At 50.9% G+C, this 19,942-nt stretch carries 18 protein-coding genes; 10 read left to right on the top strand and 8 right to left on the bottom strand.

Annotation, left to right across the window (positions count from 1 at the left end; translation table 11 throughout):
* Window positions 1-34 precede the first annotated feature (34 nt).
* The gene (gene mrcB / locus AC51G0_RS02335; protein ID WP_496300524.1) at window positions 35-2,479 is read right to left on the bottom strand and encodes a penicillin-binding protein 1B; all 2,445 of its coding nucleotides are present in this window, start codon (window positions 2,477-2,479) and stop codon (window positions 35-37) included.
* 97 nt (window positions 2,480-2,576) lie between these two features.
* Window positions 2,577-5,045 carry an ATP-dependent helicase HrpB gene (gene hrpB, locus AC51G0_RS02330; RefSeq protein ID WP_496300523.1) on the bottom strand — a complete coding sequence of 823 codons (2,469 nt, stop codon included), beginning with the start codon at window positions 5,043-5,045 and terminating at the stop codon, window positions 2,577-2,579.
* A 143-nt stretch (window positions 5,046-5,188) separates the two neighbouring features.
* Here hrpB and thpR point away from each other — a divergent pair, with 143 nt between their 5' ends.
* From thpR to panC, 8 genes are all read left to right on the top strand, one after another.
* On the top strand, window positions 5,189-5,770 hold the full coding sequence (gene thpR / locus AC51G0_RS02325) for an RNA 2',3'-cyclic phosphodiesterase (protein WP_496300522.1): 582 nt from the start codon (window positions 5,189-5,191) through the stop codon (window positions 5,768-5,770).
* Window positions 5,767-6,477: a DNA/RNA nuclease SfsA gene (gene sfsA / locus AC51G0_RS02320; protein ID WP_496300521.1), complete on the top strand. Its 711-nt coding sequence runs from the start codon at window positions 5,767-5,769 to the stop codon at window positions 6,475-6,477. Before thpR ends, sfsA begins: the two co-directional genes overlap by 4 nt.
* A gap of 129 nt (window positions 6,478-6,606) precedes the next feature.
* Window positions 6,607-7,056, top strand: a complete 450-nt coding sequence (gene dksA, locus AC51G0_RS02315; RefSeq protein ID WP_075762320.1) for an RNA polymerase-binding protein DksA — start codon at window positions 6,607-6,609, stop codon at window positions 7,054-7,056.
* 72 nt (window positions 7,057-7,128) lie between these two features.
* Window positions 7,129-8,013 carry a tRNA glutamyl-Q(34) synthetase GluQRS gene (gluQRS, locus tag AC51G0_RS02310; protein ID WP_496300520.1) on the top strand — a complete coding sequence of 295 codons (885 nt, stop codon included), beginning with the start codon at window positions 7,129-7,131 and terminating at the stop codon, window positions 8,011-8,013.
* Between the two features lie 103 nt (window positions 8,014-8,116).
* A complete protein-coding gene (gene pcnB / locus AC51G0_RS02305; protein WP_496301848.1) occupies window positions 8,117-9,487 on the top strand; it encodes a polynucleotide adenylyltransferase PcnB in 1,371 nt (456 codons plus the stop codon).
* The gene (gene folK, locus AC51G0_RS02300; RefSeq protein ID WP_496300519.1) at window positions 9,484-9,969 is read left to right on the top strand and encodes a 2-amino-4-hydroxy-6-hydroxymethyldihydropteridine diphosphokinase; all 486 of its coding nucleotides are present in this window, start codon (window positions 9,484-9,486) and stop codon (window positions 9,967-9,969) included. The genes pcnB and folK overlap by 4 nt, the downstream gene beginning before the upstream one ends.
* Window positions 9,970-9,997: 28 nt before the next feature.
* A complete protein-coding gene (panB, locus tag AC51G0_RS02295; RefSeq protein ID WP_496300518.1) occupies window positions 9,998-10,792 on the top strand; it encodes a 3-methyl-2-oxobutanoate hydroxymethyltransferase in 795 nt (264 codons plus the stop codon).
* Window positions 10,793-10,801: 9 nt separating this feature from the next.
* Window positions 10,802-11,671: a pantoate--beta-alanine ligase gene (gene panC, locus AC51G0_RS02290; protein ID WP_496300517.1), complete on the top strand. Its 870-nt coding sequence runs from the start codon at window positions 10,802-10,804 to the stop codon at window positions 11,669-11,671.
* A gap of 197 nt (window positions 11,672-11,868) precedes the next feature.
* Here the strand turns inward: panC and AC51G0_RS02285 are convergent, their stop codons facing one another.
* Together AC51G0_RS02285 and AC51G0_RS02280 are read right to left on the bottom strand one after the other, a co-directional pair.
* The gene (locus AC51G0_RS02285; RefSeq protein WP_496300516.1) at window positions 11,869-12,639 is read right to left on the bottom strand and encodes an ABC transporter permease; all 771 of its coding nucleotides are present in this window, start codon (window positions 12,637-12,639) and stop codon (window positions 11,869-11,871) included.
* Complete coding sequence (locus AC51G0_RS02280) at window positions 12,636-13,559, bottom strand: ABC transporter ATP-binding protein (protein WP_496300515.1); 924 nt, start codon at window positions 13,557-13,559, stop codon at window positions 12,636-12,638. Before AC51G0_RS02280 ends, AC51G0_RS02285 begins: the two co-directional genes overlap by 4 nt.
* A 183-nt stretch (window positions 13,560-13,742) precedes the next feature.
* On the opposite strand from AC51G0_RS02280, the gene can reads away from it, so the two are divergent.
* Complete coding sequence (can, locus tag AC51G0_RS02275; protein ID WP_496300514.1) at window positions 13,743-14,402, top strand: carbonate dehydratase; 660 nt, start codon at window positions 13,743-13,745, stop codon at window positions 14,400-14,402.
* Window positions 14,403-14,510: 108 nt separating this feature from the next.
* Here the strand turns inward: can and hpt are convergent, their stop codons facing one another.
* Window positions 14,511-15,044 (bottom strand): hypoxanthine phosphoribosyltransferase, encoded by a 534-nt coding sequence (gene hpt, locus AC51G0_RS02270; protein WP_496300513.1) that lies wholly within the window; start codon window positions 15,042-15,044, stop codon window positions 14,511-14,513.
* Window positions 15,045-15,269: 225 nt separating this feature from the next.
* Here hpt and AC51G0_RS02265 point away from each other — a divergent pair, with 225 nt between their 5' ends.
* Entirely contained in the window at window positions 15,270-15,875 is a 606-nt protein-coding gene (locus AC51G0_RS02265) for a TetR/AcrR family transcriptional regulator (protein ID WP_496300512.1), read from the top strand.
* A 65-nt stretch (window positions 15,876-15,940) separates the two neighbouring features.
* Here the strand turns inward: AC51G0_RS02265 and AC51G0_RS02260 are convergent, their stop codons facing one another.
* From AC51G0_RS02260 to AC51G0_RS02250, 3 genes are all read right to left on the bottom strand, one after another.
* Window positions 15,941-16,981 carry an ABC transporter ATP-binding protein gene (locus AC51G0_RS02260; protein ID WP_496300511.1) on the bottom strand — a complete coding sequence of 347 codons (1,041 nt, stop codon included), beginning with the start codon at window positions 16,979-16,981 and terminating at the stop codon, window positions 15,941-15,943.
* The gene (locus AC51G0_RS02255; protein ID WP_496300510.1) at window positions 16,981-18,609 is read right to left on the bottom strand and encodes an ABC transporter permease; all 1,629 of its coding nucleotides are present in this window, start codon (window positions 18,607-18,609) and stop codon (window positions 16,981-16,983) included. Before AC51G0_RS02255 ends, AC51G0_RS02260 begins: the two co-directional genes overlap by 1 nt.
* A 179-nt stretch (window positions 18,610-18,788) precedes the next feature.
* Window positions 18,789-19,802 (bottom strand): Fe(3+) ABC transporter substrate-binding protein, encoded by a 1,014-nt coding sequence (locus AC51G0_RS02250; protein WP_496300509.1) that lies wholly within the window; start codon window positions 19,800-19,802, stop codon window positions 18,789-18,791.
* Window positions 19,803-19,942: the final 140 nt, after the last annotated feature.

The raw sequence follows: 19,942 nt of genomic DNA, 5'->3' as shown, positions 1-19,942 counted from the left end.
TGAGCAACTGTTATCCAGGTAAGCTCTATTTGGCTTACAGGCTAAACATATCCTTGATCCAACCAGCAGGTTGATTACCGCTACACTGTGATTTCAGCGAACCGTTGTTATCCCACACAGGCAATGACTGCTGGCCACCACAATCCTGGCTCAAGGTGCCATTAGACAGCCTATTGTATTTCATCGTAGTCAGCTTCTTCGGCCACGTCAGCCGCAAGGGTTCAGGGTGACGGCGCTGAAGATAATCACTATACAAACGCAGGGCACCAGCTGAGCCCGTCAGGTGAACCGGCTTGTTATCATCCCGGCCGATCCAGACAGTTACCACTTCCCGCCCGTCCGCACCGACATACCAGCTATCGCGGGCTTTATCGGTCGTACCCGTTTTTCCGGCAAGCGCTGCCCAACCAAATTTAGGCTGAAGGAAGCGCGCGGTACCTTGGCTAACCACATTTTTCATCCCATAGGTTGTCAGCCAGGCTGCTTGCGCAGGCACGGCCTGGGCCGCTTTAGGGTAGTTCTGGTATAGCATACTGCCCTGTTGATCAACCACCGCACGCAGTGCCGTTAGATCCGCCTTGCGGCCACCACTGGTCACCGTCTGGTACATCTGGGTCACTTCAAACGGCGTCAGGGTAAACGCACCTAATAAAATCGACGGTAGTTTTGGGATCTCATTCCGATCAACACCCAGCTGTACCATCGTATCGATAACAGGCCCCAACCCGACTTGCAGCCCCAGATTCACAGTCGGTACATTCAGCGATTTCGCCAGCGCATAATACAAGGGTACCTCGCCCCGGAACTTACGGTCATAGTTCCTCGGTTTCCAGGCGGTTCCCCGACTGCCCTTGAGCACAATCGGCTTGTCATCAATCGTGGTTGCCAATGTATATTGTTCAGGCTTGCGAAGGGCTGCCAGATAAACTGCAGGCTTCACCAATGAGCCAATCTGTCGGCTGCCATCTAGTGCCCGGTTGAATCCCGCGTAACCCGGCCGGCTGCCTCCAACCATCGCGCGGACTTCCCCGCTCTGGCGGTCAACAGCGACGATGGCCGTCTCGACCTCAACACCCGCTTTCTTATTCAGCTTAGGCACCATTGCCATAACCGCTTTTTCAGCTTCCTGCTGCGATAGCGGATCTAAAGTACTGAACACTCTCAGGCCAATACCCGGCGTGAAGTTATCCCCGACTTTCTGCTTGAGTTCACGCTGCAGTTGCTGGAAATATGCCGGCTGGCGACTGGCGATCATTGGCCTGCTCTGCACATCCAGCGAACGGGAGGCGGCCTGCTCATACTGCGCACCATCCAAAATCCCGTTATCCATCATTAAGCGTAAAATCAGATCCCTGCGCTGGCGTGCCCGCTCAGGGTTACGCCATGGATTGTAATAGGACGGGCCTTTTGCCAACCCCACCAGCAGGGCCTGCTGATCAATACGCAGCTCCTGCAGCGGGCGGCCAAAATACAGTCGTGCTCCCAAAGCAAAACCATGAACCTCTTTGCCTCCGTTCTGGCCAAGGTAGATTTCATTGAGGTACGCTTCGAGGATCCGATCCTTGCTGTAGCGATAATCTATGATCAGGGCGATATAGGCTTCACTCAGTTTTCGCAACAACGTGCGATCGCGGGACAGGAAAATATTCTTTGCCAGCTGCTGGGTCAGGGTACTGCCCCCCTGTACCGTCCGGCCAGCTTTCAGGTTAACAAACAAGGCACGTACAATGGCCAGCGGAGACACGCCGTCGTGGTAATAGAAGTCCCGATCCTCGGTGACTAGCAAGGCATCTACCAGTACCTCCGGGAAGCGTTCCCGAGGCAGGAAAATCCGCTGCTCGCCTTCATTGGTGCCCAGCATACCGAGCATTTTCGGCTCAATACGTAAATAACCCATCTGGCGCTTGCTACCAACTTCATGGATCTTGCTCAACGTACCGCCAGCAAATGTCAGCATGACATGACGCTGGCCCTCATGGCCATCCTCGAACTCAAAAGGCCGACGGATCAGCTCAATACGTGTTGAAGATGATGAATATTCACCGATTCGCTGGGGGGTTTTAACCTTGTGGTACTGCAGAAGATCTAGCTCTCTGCGGACTTCCTCCAGGGTCACCGCCTGATCCGGCTGTAGATTCAGCACCCGGCCATAAACGACAGCTGGCAAGTTCCACAACTGGCCGTCAAATTTATCCCGCACCACATTATCAAGATAAATCCCGACCACCAGTAACACTGCCACCACCGCGATGCCGACTTTGATACCAAAACCAACCAGCCATTTCAGCCACCCTGGTAGTTTTGAGTGCTTTTTCTTGGCCGGCTTTTTCCTGCTTCGGCGAGGTTTGGCCGCAGTTTTCTTGGCCGGCGCTTTTGCGGTGGTCTTACGTCGGGTGGTTGCAGGCTTTTTGGCTCCCGGCTTCTTCGGCGCTGGGGCTAAAAGGCGAATTGGCAACATCATCTTCATGCTATTCTTCATTCCCGAAATCCAATCCCTGCATTCGATACAGTCCTAACTGCAGGCATCAAAAGGCTTCTGCCAGCCGCCGTCTCATTCACTGCGGCCAACGATTCTATTACATATATTTCTTGGTTTTTCTTGTTGGCGCATGGCTCGCCGGATCATCTGGCCAAACATGCTTAGGGTAGCGCCCTTTCATTTCTTTCTGCACATCCCGGTAAGATCCTTGCCAGAAAGCGGCAAGGTCCTGGGTGATCTGCAGCGGCCTCTGCGCCGGAGACAATAATTCCAGTACCACTGCAACTTTACCGTTGGCAATCTGAGGCGATGTTTTTTCTCCGAACATCTCCTGCATCCGGACAGCCAGCACCGGTTTATGGCCCAGCTGATAACGGATCGGATAGCGCGATCCGGTTGGTACCTGGTAATGGGTTGGCAATGCTGATCCCAATGCCTGTGCCTTCTCCCAGCCTAGCCGGGCTTCCAAGGCCGCAACCAGGTCTAATTTATCAATCGCCTTGAGCGTTTTCATACCCGTCATAAACGGCAGTAGCCACTGTTCCGCTTCAGCCAGCAAGCTAGCTTCATCCATGGCCGGTAAATTAAGCTCAGGTAACCATTGTGCCGCACAGCGAGCCCGAACCAATAGACTCTCTGAGCGACTGCTCCATGGCAGTACGCCAAGCCCCTTACGCACAATCGCGTTCAACAGCGCTTCGCTGGCCTTGGCCGGATCCGGCTCAGCCATCGCACTGCACTGCAAGATCAGCTGGCCGCAGCACAAGTGTCTCTCGGCACTCAAACGGCCTTTTTTGTCATCCCAGTCCAGCCATTCCCGCTCAACAAACAGCTGTGGCAGGTATTCCTGCAACAGTTTGAGATCGGCAGCTATGGCCGAAAATATCCGACTGTCACCCTGGCGGGTCTTTACCACATCAGCAACGACCAGCATTGCTTCACTCGCCATTGGCTCATCGGGCAGCAACATCGCCCCCTGGCCGTTTGCCAACTGGTAGCGCCCGTCCCTGCCACGTGACAGTGCAATCCGGTCCGGAAAGCCAGCCGCCATCAAAGGGGCAACCCACTCGGCTGAGGCCTTTAATCCCCCCGGTATCGTATTCGTTAGTTTGGTCAGGTGCTGTTTGGTCCGTTGTATGTACTGCCTGCTGCGAGGCAGCTTACCGTCTTCGAGCAAGCTAAGCTGAAAATATAAATCCGGGTTGTTCATACCGCGCGGCGGCTCTTCCAGCAATGCTACCAGCATCGCAGCCGTTATCATGGCGGCTTTATCTTTCTGCTGAGCCATCAGCAATATTGCGGCATGGCGAGGGTCGGCACCGAGCTGTTGGATCCGCTTGCCATTGTCAGTGAGCTGATAACGTGCATCCATCGCCCCCAAGCTCTGCAGCAAGCGGCGTGACTGGTCCAGAGCCTTTGCTGGCGGTATATCGAGCCAGCGTAGCTCGCCGGCATCAATACAGCCCCACTGCGCCAGCTCCATTGCCAAAGCCGTCAGATCGGCCCGCAAGATCTCTGGCTGTGGGGTCGCAGGCTGCCTAACCAGCAGCTCTTCACTGTATAAACGCAGACAGATCCCCGGTTCAAGACGCCCGGCACGTCCGGCACGCTGCTCGGCAGAAGAGCGGGCAATACGTACCAGCTCTAGTCGACTGATCCCGGTTTTAGGATCCCATAACGCAATGCGCTCCAGCCCGCAGTCAACAACCATCCGGATCCCTTCTATCGTCAGGCTGGTCTCGGCAATATTGGTTGCCAGCACCACTTTTCGCTTGCCTTTGGGCGGTGGGGTGATCGCTTGTTGCTGCTGGCCGGTAGTGAGCTGCCCATAGAGCGGACAAACCAGCACCTCACTGCCAACCTTCTCTTCAAGAAGTACCGCCAGCCGCTTGATCTCCCCCGCCCCCGGCAAAAAGACCAATATCGAACCCTGCTCATCATTAAGTAGCTGAATCACTTCCCTCGCAGCACTGTCAACCATCTTCTGGCTATCTGCCACTGTTTTGTAGCGGTGCTCAACCGGAAAGCAACGGCCTTCGGATTCAATGTAACCCGCCTCGGGAAGCAATGAGGTCAATGCCCCGGCATCGAGTGTGGCGGACATCACCAGCAGCTTCAAATCGTCCCGCAGTGCCTCCTGCACCTCCAGCGCCAGTGCCAGCGAGGTATCGGCATGAATGCTACGTTCATGGAATTCATCAAAAATCAGCAGCTCGATCCCCTCAAGCTCAGGATCTTGCTGCAACATCCGGGTCATTACCCCTTCAGTCACAATCTCCAACCGGGTTGCTGCACTCACCCGGGTCTCACCACGTATCCTCAGGCCAACAGTCTGCCCGACACTCTCCCCCAGCTGCGAGGCCAGATAACTGGCGATATTGCGCGCCGCCAGCCGGCGTGGCTCCAACATCACGATCCGCCCGTCAAGTCCGCCCTCGCGTAATATCGCCAGCGGCAGCCGGGTTGACTTACCGGCACCGGGTGGCGCTTTCAATATAAGCTGGGAGCAAGACTTAAGCTGCTCAAGCAGCGGAGTTAAAACGGCATCGATAGGCAGCTGTGACAATGTGAAAACCTTGTGTCATATTCAAACTAAGCTGAAAACTATTGTACAAGAAAGTTATTTGCCAAACTGAACAATTATCAGGCCAATCCGTGCGAAGCAAACCGATCGCTGTTTAACATGGCCTTCAACCAGGTCGAATTACCATGAACGATAGTAGACAAGAACGCCTTTTCTTTGCCCTGGCGCTAGACACCCCGGCAAACCAACACACCTTTCGCCAGCTAGGCCAGTTCATACAGGTGCTACCGGGCGACGGACGCCCGGTAGCAGATAGTAACCTTCACCTGACACTGGCATTTCTCGGACTTGTCAGCAAGCCGCAAAAAGAACACCTTATCGCTTTAACAGACGAAATTGCCCTACCCGCATTTACCCTCCATGCCTCAGTCTTGAAATACCGAAAGCGCAGCAGGCTAATCTGGCTCGGTTGTGACAGCATACCCGCCCCGCTAGAACAACTGGCTGCTAGCCTGAAACAAAACGCAGAACAGGCCGGGCTGGCCCAGGAAGAGCGCAGCTACACCCCTCACATGACCCTGAAAAAACATGTCCGCCAGCGGCCCGAGTCGCTACCGGAAAATGTTAATTTCACCTTTCATTTTGAGCACTTTGGCCTGTATATTTCAGAACCAATCAATACCGCCCAAGGTTCAGGTGTCCGCTACCGGTGCCTTAAACAATGGCCGCTCTCCCAGGCAGTGCCAAACAACCAGGATCCCGAATGAAATTTGACCCGCCGTTACAGGCTGCTACATTAATCAAACGCTACAAACGCTTTCTCACTGATATTGAACTACCCAGTGGCAAAGTAAAAACCATTCACTGTGCCAATACCGGCGCAATGACAGGCTGTGCCGAGCCCGGTAGTACGGTTTGGTATTCCACATCCGATAACCCGAAACGCAAGTACCCCAATAGCTGGGAGCTATCTCACACAAAAAGCGGACACTGGATTTGTGTCAATACCGCACGGGCTAACCGCTTGGTCGAAGAGGCAATAAACAGGAATGTCATCACAGAACTGCAAGGCTATTCATCACTCCGTACCGAAGTGAAGTATGGTTGTGAAAACAGCAGGATAGATATCCTATTAACAGCCGATGACAAACCACCGTGCTATATTGAAGTGAAGAGCGTTACCCTTTTAGAAAATGGGCAGGGCTTTTTCCCCGACGCAGTCACTACCCGGGGCCAAAAGCATCTACGGGAACTGATGGACGTAGCGAAAAACGGTGATAGGGCTGTACTTTTTTTCGCTATTTTGCATTCAGGGATTGAAAACGTAGCCGCGGCACACCATATAGACCCGGACTACCACAAATTAATTCAACAGGCAGAACAGGCTGGCGTTGAGATCATCTGTTACAAAGCGGTATTGGATCAGAATGAACTCTATTTAAACAGCTGTATAAAATTCCATCAATGCCAGTGAAAAATGATGCTTTCTTCACATTGGTATAAAATTGAATATATGCAGCAATTGCCACACATTACCCTTTCTGCTATAGATACCGCCCAAAATTAACCAGTGACGGTTATTAGGTATATTAGGAGATGCTATATGCCAGAGAGCAACGTTAAAAAATCGCTAGGCATCCTGGCTATTGCTGGGGTTGAGCCGTATCAGGAAAAAGCCGGCGAAGAATACATGGGTGAAGCTCAGCTAGAGCACTTCCGCAAAATTCTTGACGCCTGGCGCAACCAGCTTCGTGAAGAAGTTGATCGCACTGTTAACCACATGCAGGATGAAGCAGCAAACTTCCCGGATCCAGTCGATCGCGCGGCACAGGAAGAAGAGTTCAGCCTTGAGCTTCGTAACCGTGACCGTGAGCGCAAGCTGATCAAGAAGATTGAAAAAACGCTTCAGCGCATTGAAGACGACGACTTTGGTTTCTGTGACTCTTGCGGTATCGAAATTGGTATTCGCCGCCTTGAAGCTCGCCCTACAGCTGAACTATGTATCGACTGTAAAACGCTTGCAGAAATCAAAGAAAAGCAGATGGCAGGCTAATACCTCGGTATCATTCTGTAACTGTTTTAAGGGGGAGCTGCAGCTCCCTTTTTCATTTTTTATGATTTGTTTATGAGTACAAAAAAACACTATATCGGCCGTTTTGCCCCATCACCATCGGGCCCTTTGCACTTTGGCTCCCTTGTCGCAGCCCTAGGCAGCTACCTGCAAGCCAAATCACATCAAGGATCTTGGCTGGTACGTATGGAAGATCTTGACCCGCCACGGGAAATGCCCGGCGCTGCGGATGATATCCTACGTACACTGGAAGCTTATGGGCTGACCTGGGATGGTACTGTTATGTACCAAAGTCAGCGCCATGGTGCCTATCAGGCCCAGATTAATGCCTGGCTGCAAAGCCGCGACGCCTACTATTGCCAATGTACCCGTAAACAAATCAAACTTACCGGTGGTTTTTACCCAGGAACCTGCCGCGAACAGAACCAGAGTGCCAATAACTGCGCTGTGCGACTTAAAGTTAATACGCCCGTCACCCATTTTGATGATGTGCTGCATGGCCGCATTGAGATCCCCCAGCCATTGGCCGGGGAGGATTTCATTATTCATCGCCGGGACGGGCTATATGCCTATAACCTCGCCGTGGTGTTGGATGATATCGAGCAAGGCATCACCGAAGTCGTTCGCGGTGCCGACCTGATTGAGCCAACCGGGCGACAAATTGGCCTTTACCGCCTACTAAAAGAGCCGGAAGTCAGCTACCTGCATCTACCGTTAGCAGTGACCGAAAATGGTTATAAGCTATCGAAGCAGAACCATGCACCCGCTATCGACAAGGCCAACCCCAAGCCTGCTTTAATTAAGGCAATGGCTTTTCTCGGGATGAACCCGCCAGCCGATTTAGCGGCCTCCAGCCTGGAAGATATCCTTCGCTGGGGCAGCATGCAATGGCAGGTTGACAGGCTGCCACACTCGACAGCTATCACACTAGCATTCTAAAATGGCTTGCCGTGATATATGATATGCGGCTGTTTGTTGAACCCGATCCACGTATATGAGGTGTATTATCTTTAATCGAGTAGCCAGCTTTTGCCGTAAGGTATTGAATCGCGACAGTAGTACTCTCGCTACCGAGGACCTAACCTTGCAAATTTTTCAACGCCAAGAGCACGGTATTTCCCGTAAAGATATCAGCGAAAATGCGCTGAAGGTACTTTATCGTCTCAATAAGGCCGGTTTTGACGCCTACCTGGTAGGTGGTGGTGTACGCGATCTGTTACTAAACAAACAGCCAAAAGATTTTGATATCGCGACCAATGCAACGCCGGAAGAAATCAAGAAGCTATTTCGTAACTGCCGCCTGATCGGCCGTCGCTTCCGCCTGGCACACATTCTGTTTGGCCGCGATGTTATCGAAGTGGCGACCTTCCGTGGCCACCATGCTGATGCCAAGCCAAGTGTTCAAAATAAGCAGCAAATTGCCTCACAAAACCAAGAAGGCATGCTGCTGCGCGATAATGTATATGGCACTATCGATGAAGATGCCGAGCGCCGTGACTTCACGATCAATGCGCTGTACTACAGCATCAAAGACTTTACCGTCAGCGACTATGCCGACGGTGTCCATGATCTGGAAAACCGCATTATTCGCCTGATTGGTGATCCGGAAACCCGCTACCGCGAGGATCCGGTACGGATGCTACGTGCTGTACGTTTTGCCGCCAAGCTCGACATGGAGATCGAAAGCTCGACAGCTGCTCCAATCCACCAGCTTGCTAACTTGCTGCAGGATATTCCGTCAGCTCGCCTATTTGAAGAAAGCCTGAAATTGCTACAGTCTGGCGACGGGCTGGCAACATACAAGCTGATGCGCGAGTACAACCTATTCCAACAACTGTTCCCGCTACTATCTGAGCACTTTACCGAAGATCACAGCAGCCAGACAGAGCTGATGATTGAGCATATTCTGGCGGCAACAGATAAGCGTATCGTAGATGAAAAACGCGTAAATCCGGCGTTTATGTATGCCGCGATGCTGTGGTACCCAATGGTTACCCGGGCCGAAGAGATCTCAATTACCAGTGGCCTGTCATACTACGATGCTTTTATGGTGGCATCGAATGATATCCTCGACGAGCAGGTAAAATCGATCGCGATCCCGCGCCGCTTTACCACTACGGTGCGCGATATCTGGCAGCAACAGGTCCGCTTTAGCCGCCGCAGCGGTAAGCGCGCCTTCAAAATGCTGGAGCACCCGAAATTCCGGGCTGCATATGATTTTCTTGAGATGCGTGGCAACTTCGAAAGTGAAGACATTGCCGAACTGGCAGGCTGGTGGAATGAATTCCAGTCCGCTGACCGCAACAAGCGCGGCAAGATGGTACAGCTGATCAATGAGGGAGATGGCCAGCGTCGTCCACGCCGTCGCCGTCCACAGCGTCGCAAGAAGCCACAAGCGAAATCATCATCATGATCCGAGCTTATATCGCTATTGGCAGCAACCTGGGTGATCCTGTCGCCCAGGCCCGCAATGCCATTGCCGCGCTGAAGCAGATACCTGAAATCCAGGTGGTGGCCGAATCGTCACTGTACAGCAGCACCCCAATGGGGCCGCAGGATCAACCCGATTACATCAATGCGGTTGTCGCTATTGATACCTCGCTGTCCCCGCTTGCATTACTGGATCAGACCCAAGCCATCGAGTTAGAACATGGCCGGGTACGTAAAGCCGAACGCTGGGGGCCAAGGACACTGGACTTAGATATCATCCTGTACGGTGATCGGGTATATGACTGTGAACGACTGACCATTCCGCATTATGGAATGAAAGTCCGTGAGTTTGTACTTTATCCACTGGCAGAAATTGCCCCTGATTTAATCCTACCTGATCAAACAGCACTGCAAACGCTGCTAACCCAGGTAGATCGCAATGGCCTGGCCATCTGGCACTCATAAGGCATTGTTTTAGGGAGAGGGAAAGATTATGAAAAAAATAACAATCAACGACCTGATGAAATGGAAGCAGGAAGGTCGCAAATTTGCATCCGTAACTGCTTATGATGCAAGCTTTGCTCAGTTGTTTGAGCAGCAGGAAGTCCCTGTTTTACTGGTTGGCGACTCGCTGGGGATGGTACTGCAGGGTAAACCTGATACCTTGCCTGTCAGCGTTCAGGATATTGCCTACCACACCCGCTGTGTCCGCGCAGGTAGCCCGAATGCCCTGTTGATGGCCGATATGCCATTTATGAGCTACGGTACGCCAGAACAAGCTTGTGAGAGCGCTGCCGAGCTAATGCGTGCCGGAGCCAATATGGTGAAGCTGGAAGGCGGAGCCTGGCTGGCCGAGACCGTCTCCAAGCTGACAGAGCGTGCTGTTCCGGTTTGTGCCCATCTGGGGCTAACCCCGCAATCAGTAAACATTTTTGGTGGCTATAAAGTTCAGGGGCGTGACTCTGACCACGCAGAGCAGATGGTGAAAGATGCTATCCTGTTGAAAAATGCAGGTGCCCAGATCATTTTGCTGGAATGTGTACCCGCTAGCCTGGCCGAACGTATTACCAAAGCCGTAGAAGTGCCGGTGATTGGTATTGGTGCCGGTAATGTCACCGATGGCCAGATCCTGGTCATGCATGACATGTTCGGGATCTCTGCCAACTACATGCCACGTTTCTCCAAGAACTACCTGGCTGAAACTGGCGAAATGCGCACGGCAGTCACCCAATACCTAGAAGATGTCGAGGCCGGAGTATTCCCTGGCCCAGAGCATACCTTTGAGTAAGGAATAATAATGCAAACATTCGCTGAGATTGCCCCGATCCGCGAGCAAGTCCGACTATGGCGCCGTGAAGGCCGCCGTATCGCTTTTGTTCCAACTATGGGCAACTTGCATGAAGGCCACCTTACACTGGTTCGTAAAGCCCGTGAACACGCTGATGTCGTTGTGGTTAGTATCTTTGTCAACCCGATGCAGTTTGACAAAGCCGATGATCTGACCAACTACCCACGTACACTGGAAGATGATCTTGCTAAGCTAAATGGCGAAGCCGTCGATCTCGTCTTTACACCGACGCCAGAGGTTATGTACCCACAAGGCCTGGATCGCCAGACCTCTGTTGATGTACCAGGCTTATCGACCATGCTGGAAGGTGCGCTACGCCCTAGCCATTTCCGCGGCGTTTCGACGGTTGTCACCAAGCTATTTAATATTGTCCAGCCTGATGTCGCCTGCTTTGGCGAGAAAGATTACCAGCAACTTGCCCTGATCCGCCAGATGGTTATTGATATGGCAATGGACATCGAAATCATCGGTGTCACAACGGTGCGTGAAATGGATGGCCTGGCGATGAGCTCGCGCAATGGCTACCTGACTGTAGATGAACGCCAGCGTGCCCCTGTCCTGGCGCGCACCATGCGCTGGATCAGCAGCCAGATGCGCGGTGGCCGGACCGACTATGCCGAAATCGTTGTCGATGCTAGCGATCAACTGCGTGCCGCAGGCCTGCAACCGGATGAAATTTATATCCGCGATGCTGTCAGCCTCCAGCTGATCGGTGAAGAAACCCAGCAGGCCGTGATCCTGATGTCAGCCTTCTTGGGCAAAGCCCGCCTGATCGATAACCAGGTTGTCGATCTGACGCCACCTCAAGCCTCAGAATAAAGACCAGAGCACAAACAACAAGGCCATGTACCCTCGCGGTACATGGCCTTTTTATTTGCTTAAAGAAAAGCCCGACACTAATGGCCGGGCTTTTAATCATAGGTATAACAGCCTTGCGGACGCGTTGCGAACACACTATGAACGCGCTGCGAACACGTTGTGAACGCGCTGCGAACACGTTGTGGACGCGCTGCGAACTACGAACGCAAGCCGATACCACGGGAAATCAGGTAATAAACAAAACCGTATAGTGCGGTAATAAAGAGTCCGAGTACCGCAAAAGACGTTCCGATCCCAACATCTGATACCCCGAGGAAACCATATCGGAAGGCATTGACCATATACACAATCGGATTAAGCTTGGACACCCCCTGCCAGAACTCAGGCAGCAGGCTCAGTGAATAGAAGACCCCACCGAGGTATGTCATCGGTGTCAGAACGAACGTTGGAATAATGCTGATATCATCAAACGTCTTTGCATAGACCGCATTGATCAGCCCGCCGAGGGCAAATACTATCGAGGTCATCGTCACAGTGGCAATGAGTACTCCAAGATGAGCGATATTCAGATCAACAAACAATAATGAGACCACCGAGACAATAAAGCCGACCGCCAGCCCCCGCAGCACGCCACCACCGACATAGCCAGCAATAATAATATAACTCGGCACCGGTGCAACCAGCAGCTCTTCAATATTATGCTGGAGCTTGGCACTGAAAAATGAAGAAGCGACATTGGAATAGGAGTTAGTGATCACCGACATCATGATCAGGCCCGGCACGATATATTCCATATAGGTAAAACCGCCCATTTCACCGATCCGGCTGCCGATCAGGCTACCAAAAATAATGAAATACAGAGTCATGGTGATCGCAGGCGGAACCAGGGTCTGTACCCAAATGCGGGCAAAGCGATTCACTTCTTTGCTGATCAGGCTTTTGAAGGCAACCCAAAATTGATGTCTCATGCCTGCTCCCTTTTCTCTGCAGCGACCAAAGTAACAAACAGCTCTTCCAGGCGGTTGGCTTTATTTCGCATTGAAAGAACCTCCACCCCCTGGCTGGTTAGCTGGTGAAATACCGTATTGAGCCCGGTTCCTTTCGGAATATCAATTTCCAGTGTGTGGTTGTCCGGCATCTTCCACTTAACCCCTTCTAGCTCAGGCCTGTTGCCGTTGAGCTTGATATCAAGAATAAAGGTCTCTACCTCCAGCTTGCCAAGTAGCTCTTTCATGCTGGTATTTTCTATCAATACACCATGGTTAATGATGCCGATATTGCGGCACAGCATTTCGGCTTCTTCCAAATAATGAGTCGTCAAAATGATCGTAACGCCCTGGCTGTTGATCTCTCGCAGGAATTCCCACATCGAGCGGCGCAGCTCGATATCGACACCTGCTGTTGGCTCATCGAGGATCAGCAGTTTCGGCTCATGCATCAGGGCACGGGCAATCATCAGCCGGCGTTTCATCCCGCCAGACAGGTTACGTGCGCGCTCATGGCGTTTTTGCCACAAGTCTAGCTGGGTAAGGTATTTCTTCGCCCGCTCCTTGGCCAAGGGCTTCTCGACGCCGTAGTAACCGGCCTGGTTCACGACGATCTGCTCCACCGTCTCAAACTGGTTGAAATTAAATTCCTGCGGCACCAGTCCTAGCTGATTTTTGGCTTCAACTAGCTGGGAATCCAAGTCATAGCCAAAGACGTTTACCGAACCAGACGTCTTGTTAACTAACGAACTTATGATTCCAATAGTGGTAGATTTACCTGCACCATTAGGTCCGAGCAAAGCAAAGAAATCACCTTGACTGACGCAAAGGCTCATATTTTTCAATGCCTTAACGCCACCCTTGTAATTTTTACTTACATTTTTTATTTCCAATGCGTTCATAAAATGCGATCTTTATGTTAGAAATTTTCATCAACCGGACAACTAATCCGATTTGCTAACTAGCCAGCTTGTGTATAGTGGAGCCGGTTTACATAACTATCAGCCTCTGTCCTCACGGGCTGATACTTATGTGAATTGGTTATACCAACCGGGATAACGAATGTATCAAATAAAGGCATCATCATGGCAGATATAAAGCAGCTATTCGCAAATAATCTCTCTTGGTCAGAGAATATTAAGGAAGAAAAGCCCGAATTTTTCTCTCACCTTGCTGAAGCTCAGCGCCCAGAATACCTATGGATTGGCTGTGCCGACAGCCGGGTACCCGCCGAACGCCTGACCGGGCTCGACTCGGGAGAGTTGTTCGTACACCGAAACGTGGCGAACCAAGTTATCCATACCGATTTAAATTGCCTCTCCGTCGTACAATATGCTGTAGACGTTCTCAAAGTTAGGCACATTATCGTCTGTGGCCACTATGGCTGTGGTGGTGTCACTGCAGCGATTGATAACCCGCAGCTGGGCCTGATCAACAACTGGCTACTGCACATCCGCGATCTCTACCTAAAATACCGTCCGGAGCTAAGCGTGCTACCGCGTGAAGAGTGGAGCGACAAGCTGTGTGAACTCAATGTTGCCACGCAGGTTTACAACCTGGGCAACTCAACCATCATGCAGCAGGCATGGGAGCGAGGCCAGCAGATCAAAATCCATGGCTGGGTCTATGGGATCGGGGACGGTGTGCTGAGGGATCTGGGGGTTGCGGCCACCAGCCGCGAAAGCCTGGAAGAAGCCCACCAGTCAGCGATAGCTGCGATCCTCCCGTCCCCAGACAAAGCCTAACTCAGGTAATACCATTTATTTAGATTGGTATAATACCCAATGAAAAAAGCGACCTAGGTGGTCGCTTTTTACTATCATGGCTACCCTGGTAGCAAGCTAACCGGAAAGTTAGTCTTCCTGCGGGATCACCTTGCCAATGAATGGCAGGTGACGGTATTTCTGGGCGTAATCAATGCCCACACCAACAACAAACTCATCGGGAATTTCAAAGCCTACCCACTCAACATCAACAGCAACTTCACGGCGCTCAGGCTTATCAAGCAACGTACAGATGCGAATTGAGTTAGGTTCGCGTAGCGACAAAATCTCGCAAACTTTGTTCAGGGTGTTACCGGTATCGATAATATCTTCCACCAGCAGGACATCTTTCCCTTTGATATCGTCATCCAGATCTTTCAGGATACGGACATCACGATTACTTTCCATGGTATTGCCATAACTTGATGCAGTCATGAAGTCGACTTCATGAGGAAGCTCAATCGCACGTGCTAAATCGGCCATGAACACGAAAGAGCCACGTAGTAAGCCAACCATTACAAGGTCTTCAGAACCCTTGTAACATTCAGTAATTTGCTGTCCTAGCTCTTTTACACGCGCCTGAACATCTTGCTCAGAAATCATTACTTCAACTGTATGCTTCATCTTTTTCTCCATCAGGACGACTGCACCAGCCGCCCGCAGGCTAACTATCACAACGGAGCTCTATTCTAACATTCCTTCAGGACAATAGTTATTTTATCGAAGCTGTCAATGATATGACACAACTTGAGCAAAAGCTGTTTGAATGCACCTGGTTGCTATTGTAGAGTTATCATGTAAAACAAACATATAACTCATACAAATAATTATGGCTAGGGAATAAGCGAAATGGATACGATCGTTAAGAAAACCAGAACACGCCTTTCACCTGAAAAAAGAAAACAACAGCTGCTTGATTTTGCCTTAGAGGTTTTTGCCAGGCGCGGAATCGGCCGGGCAGGCCATGCCGATATTGCCGAAATGGCCAATGTATCAGTGGCAACGGTGTTCAACTACTTCCCAACCCGGGAAGCCCTCGTAGAACAGGTACTTTCACAGGTTGAAAACCGCTTTAGTATACTGCTGACTGAGTGCCTAGGGAACCAAACTAAGCCATTATATCCACGGTTAACCTGCATTACACATAACCTAATTGATGCCGTCATTGAACAACAGGACTGGCTGAAAGTGTGGTTTGAGTGGAGCACTTCAGTACGGGATGAAATCTGGCCCCAGTTTATCGACGACAATAAGCAAAGCCACAAGCGCCTCGAAAAAATGTTTGCCCAGGGGATAGAGAACCAGGAACTGGATGCCAAGCAGTCTCCCGACGAGCTTGCCTGGCAGCTGCACGGGATCTGCTATGTCCTCTATTTACAGGCCAACATCAACCCGGATCAGGATAAGATGCGTGAGCAGGCTGCAGCGTACATCTCAGCTCTATTGTCAAAATAAGCCCGGCAACAATTTAAGATCAACAAGGCCAGCATTATGCCGGCCTTGTTCATAACCTTATAGCCTTAACAGGCGGTAGCAAATACCACGGGATCATGAGGCTCTATTTCCACCTTGACACGATCACCAGCCTGCAAGATCAAGTGTGAGTTAACCACTAGGGTATGGCCCTGAAAATCCACGGTATAACGGCAACTATCCCCCATAAATAACTGCTCGGTGATCACTCCCTGCCCATCCTGGGCTGGCCTTACTTTCAGATTTTGAGGACGGAGGAGCCACTCAACACTGGTTTCCTGGCCATATGGCTTATCGGCCTTCATGTCGATCTCACCAAACGGGGTAAACAGCAGGTTGTCATTTTTAACTGTTGCTGGCAGGTAAGACCCCGAGCCAAGGAATTCGGCCACAAAGCGGCTGCTCGGGCGATAATACAGATCCGTTGCACAGCCGAACTGTTCAATCACCCCATGGTTCATTACCGCTAAACGATCGGCGAAAGCAAACGCCTCTTCACGGCTGTGAGTGACAAAAATAGCCGTCACGCCCTTCTCCTTGAAAATCCGGCGGATCTCTTTGATCAAACCATGGCGGACCTGGGTATCAATATTGGAAAAAGGCTCATCCAGCAAAATTAAGTCAGGCTCACAGGCAAGGGCCCGGGCTATCGCAACCCGTTGCTGCTGGCCACCAGACAGCTGGTGCGGATATCGCTCGTCCAGGCCGGTAAGATGCACCAGCTCCAGCATTTCCTGAACTTTGGCTGTGATGCGAGGCTTATCCCAATCGTGTAAGCCAAACGCAATATTCTCAGCAACCGTCAGATGGGGAAACAATGCGTAATCTTGGAAGATCATCCCAATATTACGTTTCTCCGGCGGTAACCAGGTATGCTCATCGGCAATAATACGGCCATTGATATGGATATTACCGCTTTCAAGCGGAAGCAGGCCTGCAATGGCTTTTAGCAAGGTGGTTTTACCACAGCCACTCGCCCCCAATAGACAGACGATTTCATTATCTTTGACTGGCAGAGAGAGGTTCTGTAATACCGCCTGGCCATTGTACTTACATGTCAGGTTATGAACGGATAATGCATGACTCATCAGTGTTTCTGCTCCAAAGAACGGTTAACCATCACCAAAGGGATCAGGCCAACAAAGACCAATAAAATCGCCGGCAAGGCGGCTAGTTCCAGCTGCTCATCAGACGCGAAGTTAAATACATAGGTTGCCAGCGTTTCAAAATTAAATGGCCGTAGCAACAAAGCGGCATTGAGCTCTTTCATCGACTCGATAAATACCAGCAGGCCAGCGATCAAACAGCCCCGGCGGATCAAGGGAAGGTGTACCCGTCGTAACATTTGGGTCGAGGCGTAGCCCATGGTTTTTGATGCCATATCAAGCGATGGTGGCACCTTGGCCAGGCTGCTTTCGATGCTGCCTATCGCCACAGCCGCAAAGCGAACCACAAACGCAAAAATTATTGCAATCATGGTACCGGAGAAAACTAACCCTGGACGGCCAAGCCCAAAGCGGATGGCAAAATCATTGAGCAAGTGATCGGCGCTGGTTAATGGGATCATCACCCCAATGGCCAATACCGTGCCCGGTACTGCATAGCCCAGCGATGAGATACGGATAGGTACCACAGTTGACTTACTACCGTCTAAGCGGCGGTAAAAGTTAACAATGAGCGCCACTATTACGGCAAATACTGCGGCAGCAATCGACACCAGTAAACTGTTGATGCTGTATTGCTGGAACTCAGAGGTCCAGCTCTGGGCAAAATAATGCCAGGCATAATACCCCAGCTGCAGCAGCGGCATCACAAAAGCAAAACCCACTAGCCCCCAGCACCAAATTAAAGCCAGCCATTTCTTCATGCCTGTCAGGGTGTAGCGGACATCATCACCGTGCTCAAATTCTTGCTGAAACAACTTCTGCTTGCGGCGGCTGAAACGCTCGGCGCTGATCAGCAGGAAAATCACCATCAACATAATAGCCGAGATTTTCGCTGCCGCATTAAGGTTGGAGTAACCCAGCCAGGTATCGTAAACCGCCGTGGTAAGCGTATTCACCGCAAAATAGCTAACCGTACCAAAGTCACCCAAGGTTTCCATGGCGACTAACGACAAGCCAACAGCAATTGACGGGCGCGCCAGGGGTAGTGAGATGCGGCGGAAACTGTCCCACGGAGAGCAACGCAGCAAACGGGCGGATTGAAGCAGGCTGACGCTCTGCTCCATAAAGGCAGCCCGGGCCAGAAGATAGATATAGGGATAAAGCACTAATGCCAAAACCAGGCTTGCGCCGCCCAATGAGCGAATATCCGGGAACCAATAGTCATGGACACTTTGCCAGCCAAACACATCGCGCAAAAATATTTGGATTGGGCCTGCATAGTCGAACCAGTCAGTATAGATGTAGCCAATGATATAGCCAGGCATGGCGAGAGGAAGGACTAGCGCCCATTGCAGTACTTTTTCACCGGGGATCCGACACATCGCCATCACCCAGGCAGCAGGCAAGCCAAAAAGCAGAGCCAGCAGCAACGTACCCAATACCAGCCAGAACGTATTGCTGGTATAGGTGGTCATGACTGTACCCATCAAATGGGAAAAGACGTCATCCGACTCGCCCATTGCGGTATAAAAAATTGCCAGAATAGGCAAAACCAGCAGTAGGGATAATCCCCAGCCGCTGGTCCGCCAAAACATATATTTTTCTTTCATTGCTTACTACTTAGTACCTTTTGCAATACATTCATGGCATCGGCACAGCCTTATGTTGAAACAAAAACCGTGCAAATAACCCTACGTTTAAGCAGGACAGTGAAGCTACCATAAGTTATTGGAAAAGATACTAAGACTTAAGCAAAAATGGGGCATTTAGCCCCATTTTTTGTAACAACTTACAGATCAAACTTCACTTCATCTAGCAGTTTGATTGCTGTGCTGTGGTAGTCTGCCACTTTTTCAAGCGACACATCATCAGCCTTGAAGTCACCCCACGATGCCACCAGCTCAGAGCGCTTCACGCCTTCCTTAACCGGATACTCATAGTTCACTTCTGCATACATCTGCTGTGCTTTATCGCCAGTCAGGAATTCCATCAGCTTCTGCGCGTTGTCTTTGTTAGGCGCATACTTGGCCATTGCCATGCCGCTGACGTTAACGTGTGTACCGTCCGCTTTCTGGCCCGGGAAGTTAATGAATACCGAGTCAGCCCATGCTTTCTGCTTCTCGTCATTAACCATCTTGCCTAGGTAGTAGCTGTTACCGATAGCCAGATCACACAGGCCTTCTTTCACCGCTTTAACTTGCGCACGATCGTTACCCTGAGGCTTACGAGCCAGGTTGGCTTTCACGCCTTCCAGCCACTCTTTCGTTTCTGCTTCACCGTGGTTAGCAATCATTGAAGAAACCAGGGAAATATTGTATGGATGCTTACCAGAGCGAGTACAAATCTTACCTTTCCACTCAGGTTTGGCCAGATCGGCATAATCAAAATCAGCAGACAGGCGGCCAGCACGATCGCGAGAAGAATATACGTTACGAGAACGCAGTGTTAGCGCAAACCACTCATCTTCAGTATCGCGGAACTGAGAAGGGACATTTGTCTCAATAACTTTACTATCGACAGGCTGAACCAAGTCTTTGTTTGCCAGTTCAACCAGGCGGCTGATATCCGTTGTCAGAATCATGTCAGCTGGGCTGTATTCGCCTTCCTGCTGAAGCTTCTCTGCCAGGCCTTTTTTCGCAAACTTCACATTAACCTTAATGCCGGTTTCTTGTGTAAATTCGTTAAACATAGGCTCAACCAAGAAAGGCTGGCGGTAAGAATATACATTCACTTCTTCAGCAGCAGTTGCTACCTGAGGTGCAGCTAAACCCAACAGAATCGCCGATGCCAACAGCTTTTTCATTAATTCATCCTTAATGCAAAATGTAATGATAACGTTTATCAATCTCGATCAATTATACTGTAGCATCGCAGTAAAACAATGCGCAAAAACAATAAAAAATGAAAAACGCTGCCAAAAAGCAGCGTTTTTTCAAAGGTGTG

The sequence above is a fragment of the Photobacterium sp. HL06 genome (genome assembly GCF_059552575.1).
This window is presented reverse-complemented; position numbering and strand designations above follow the sequence as displayed.

Excerpts from the sequence above, each read along its gene's own strand:
- AC51G0_RS02255 (WP_496300510.1), bottom strand. The coding sequence starts at position 18,609 with ATGAAAGAAAAATATATGTTTTGGCGGACCAGCGGCTGGGGATTATCC.
- AC51G0_RS02285 (WP_496300516.1), bottom strand. The coding sequence starts at position 12,639 with ATGAGACATCAATTTTGGGTTGCCTTCAAAAGCCTGATCAGCAAAGAA.
- panB (WP_496300518.1), top strand. The coding sequence starts at position 9,998 with ATGAAAAAAATAACAATCAACGACCTGATGAAATGGAAGCAGGAAGGT.
- hpt (WP_496300513.1), bottom strand. The coding sequence starts at position 15,044 with ATGAAGCATACAGTTGAAGTAATGATTTCTGAGCAAGATGTTCAGGCG.
- AC51G0_RS02265 (WP_496300512.1), top strand. The coding sequence starts at position 15,270 with ATGGATACGATCGTTAAGAAAACCAGAACACGCCTTTCACCTGAAAAA.
- AC51G0_RS02280 (WP_496300515.1), bottom strand. The coding sequence starts at position 13,559 with ATGAACGCATTGGAAATAAAAAATGTAAGTAAAAATTACAAGGGTGGC.
- can (WP_496300514.1), top strand. The coding sequence starts at position 13,743 with ATGGCAGATATAAAGCAGCTATTCGCAAATAATCTCTCTTGGTCAGAG.
- folK (WP_496300519.1), top strand. The coding sequence starts at position 9,484 with ATGATCCGAGCTTATATCGCTATTGGCAGCAACCTGGGTGATCCTGTC.
- AC51G0_RS02260 (WP_496300511.1), bottom strand. The coding sequence starts at position 16,981 with ATGAGTCATGCATTATCCGTTCATAACCTGACATGTAAGTACAATGGC.
- mrcB (WP_496300524.1), bottom strand. The coding sequence starts at position 2,479 with ATGAAGAATAGCATGAAGATGATGTTGCCAATTCGCCTTTTAGCCCCA.
- panC (WP_496300517.1), top strand. The coding sequence starts at position 10,802 with ATGCAAACATTCGCTGAGATTGCCCCGATCCGCGAGCAAGTCCGACTA.
- dksA (WP_075762320.1), top strand. The coding sequence starts at position 6,607 with ATGCCAGAGAGCAACGTTAAAAAATCGCTAGGCATCCTGGCTATTGCT.
- sfsA (WP_496300521.1), top strand. The coding sequence starts at position 5,767 with ATGAAATTTGACCCGCCGTTACAGGCTGCTACATTAATCAAACGCTAC.
- AC51G0_RS02250 (WP_496300509.1), bottom strand. The coding sequence starts at position 19,802 with ATGAAAAAGCTGTTGGCATCGGCGATTCTGTTGGGTTTAGCTGCACCT.
- gluQRS (WP_496300520.1), top strand. The coding sequence starts at position 7,129 with ATGAGTACAAAAAAACACTATATCGGCCGTTTTGCCCCATCACCATCG.
- thpR (WP_496300522.1), top strand. The coding sequence starts at position 5,189 with ATGAACGATAGTAGACAAGAACGCCTTTTCTTTGCCCTGGCGCTAGAC.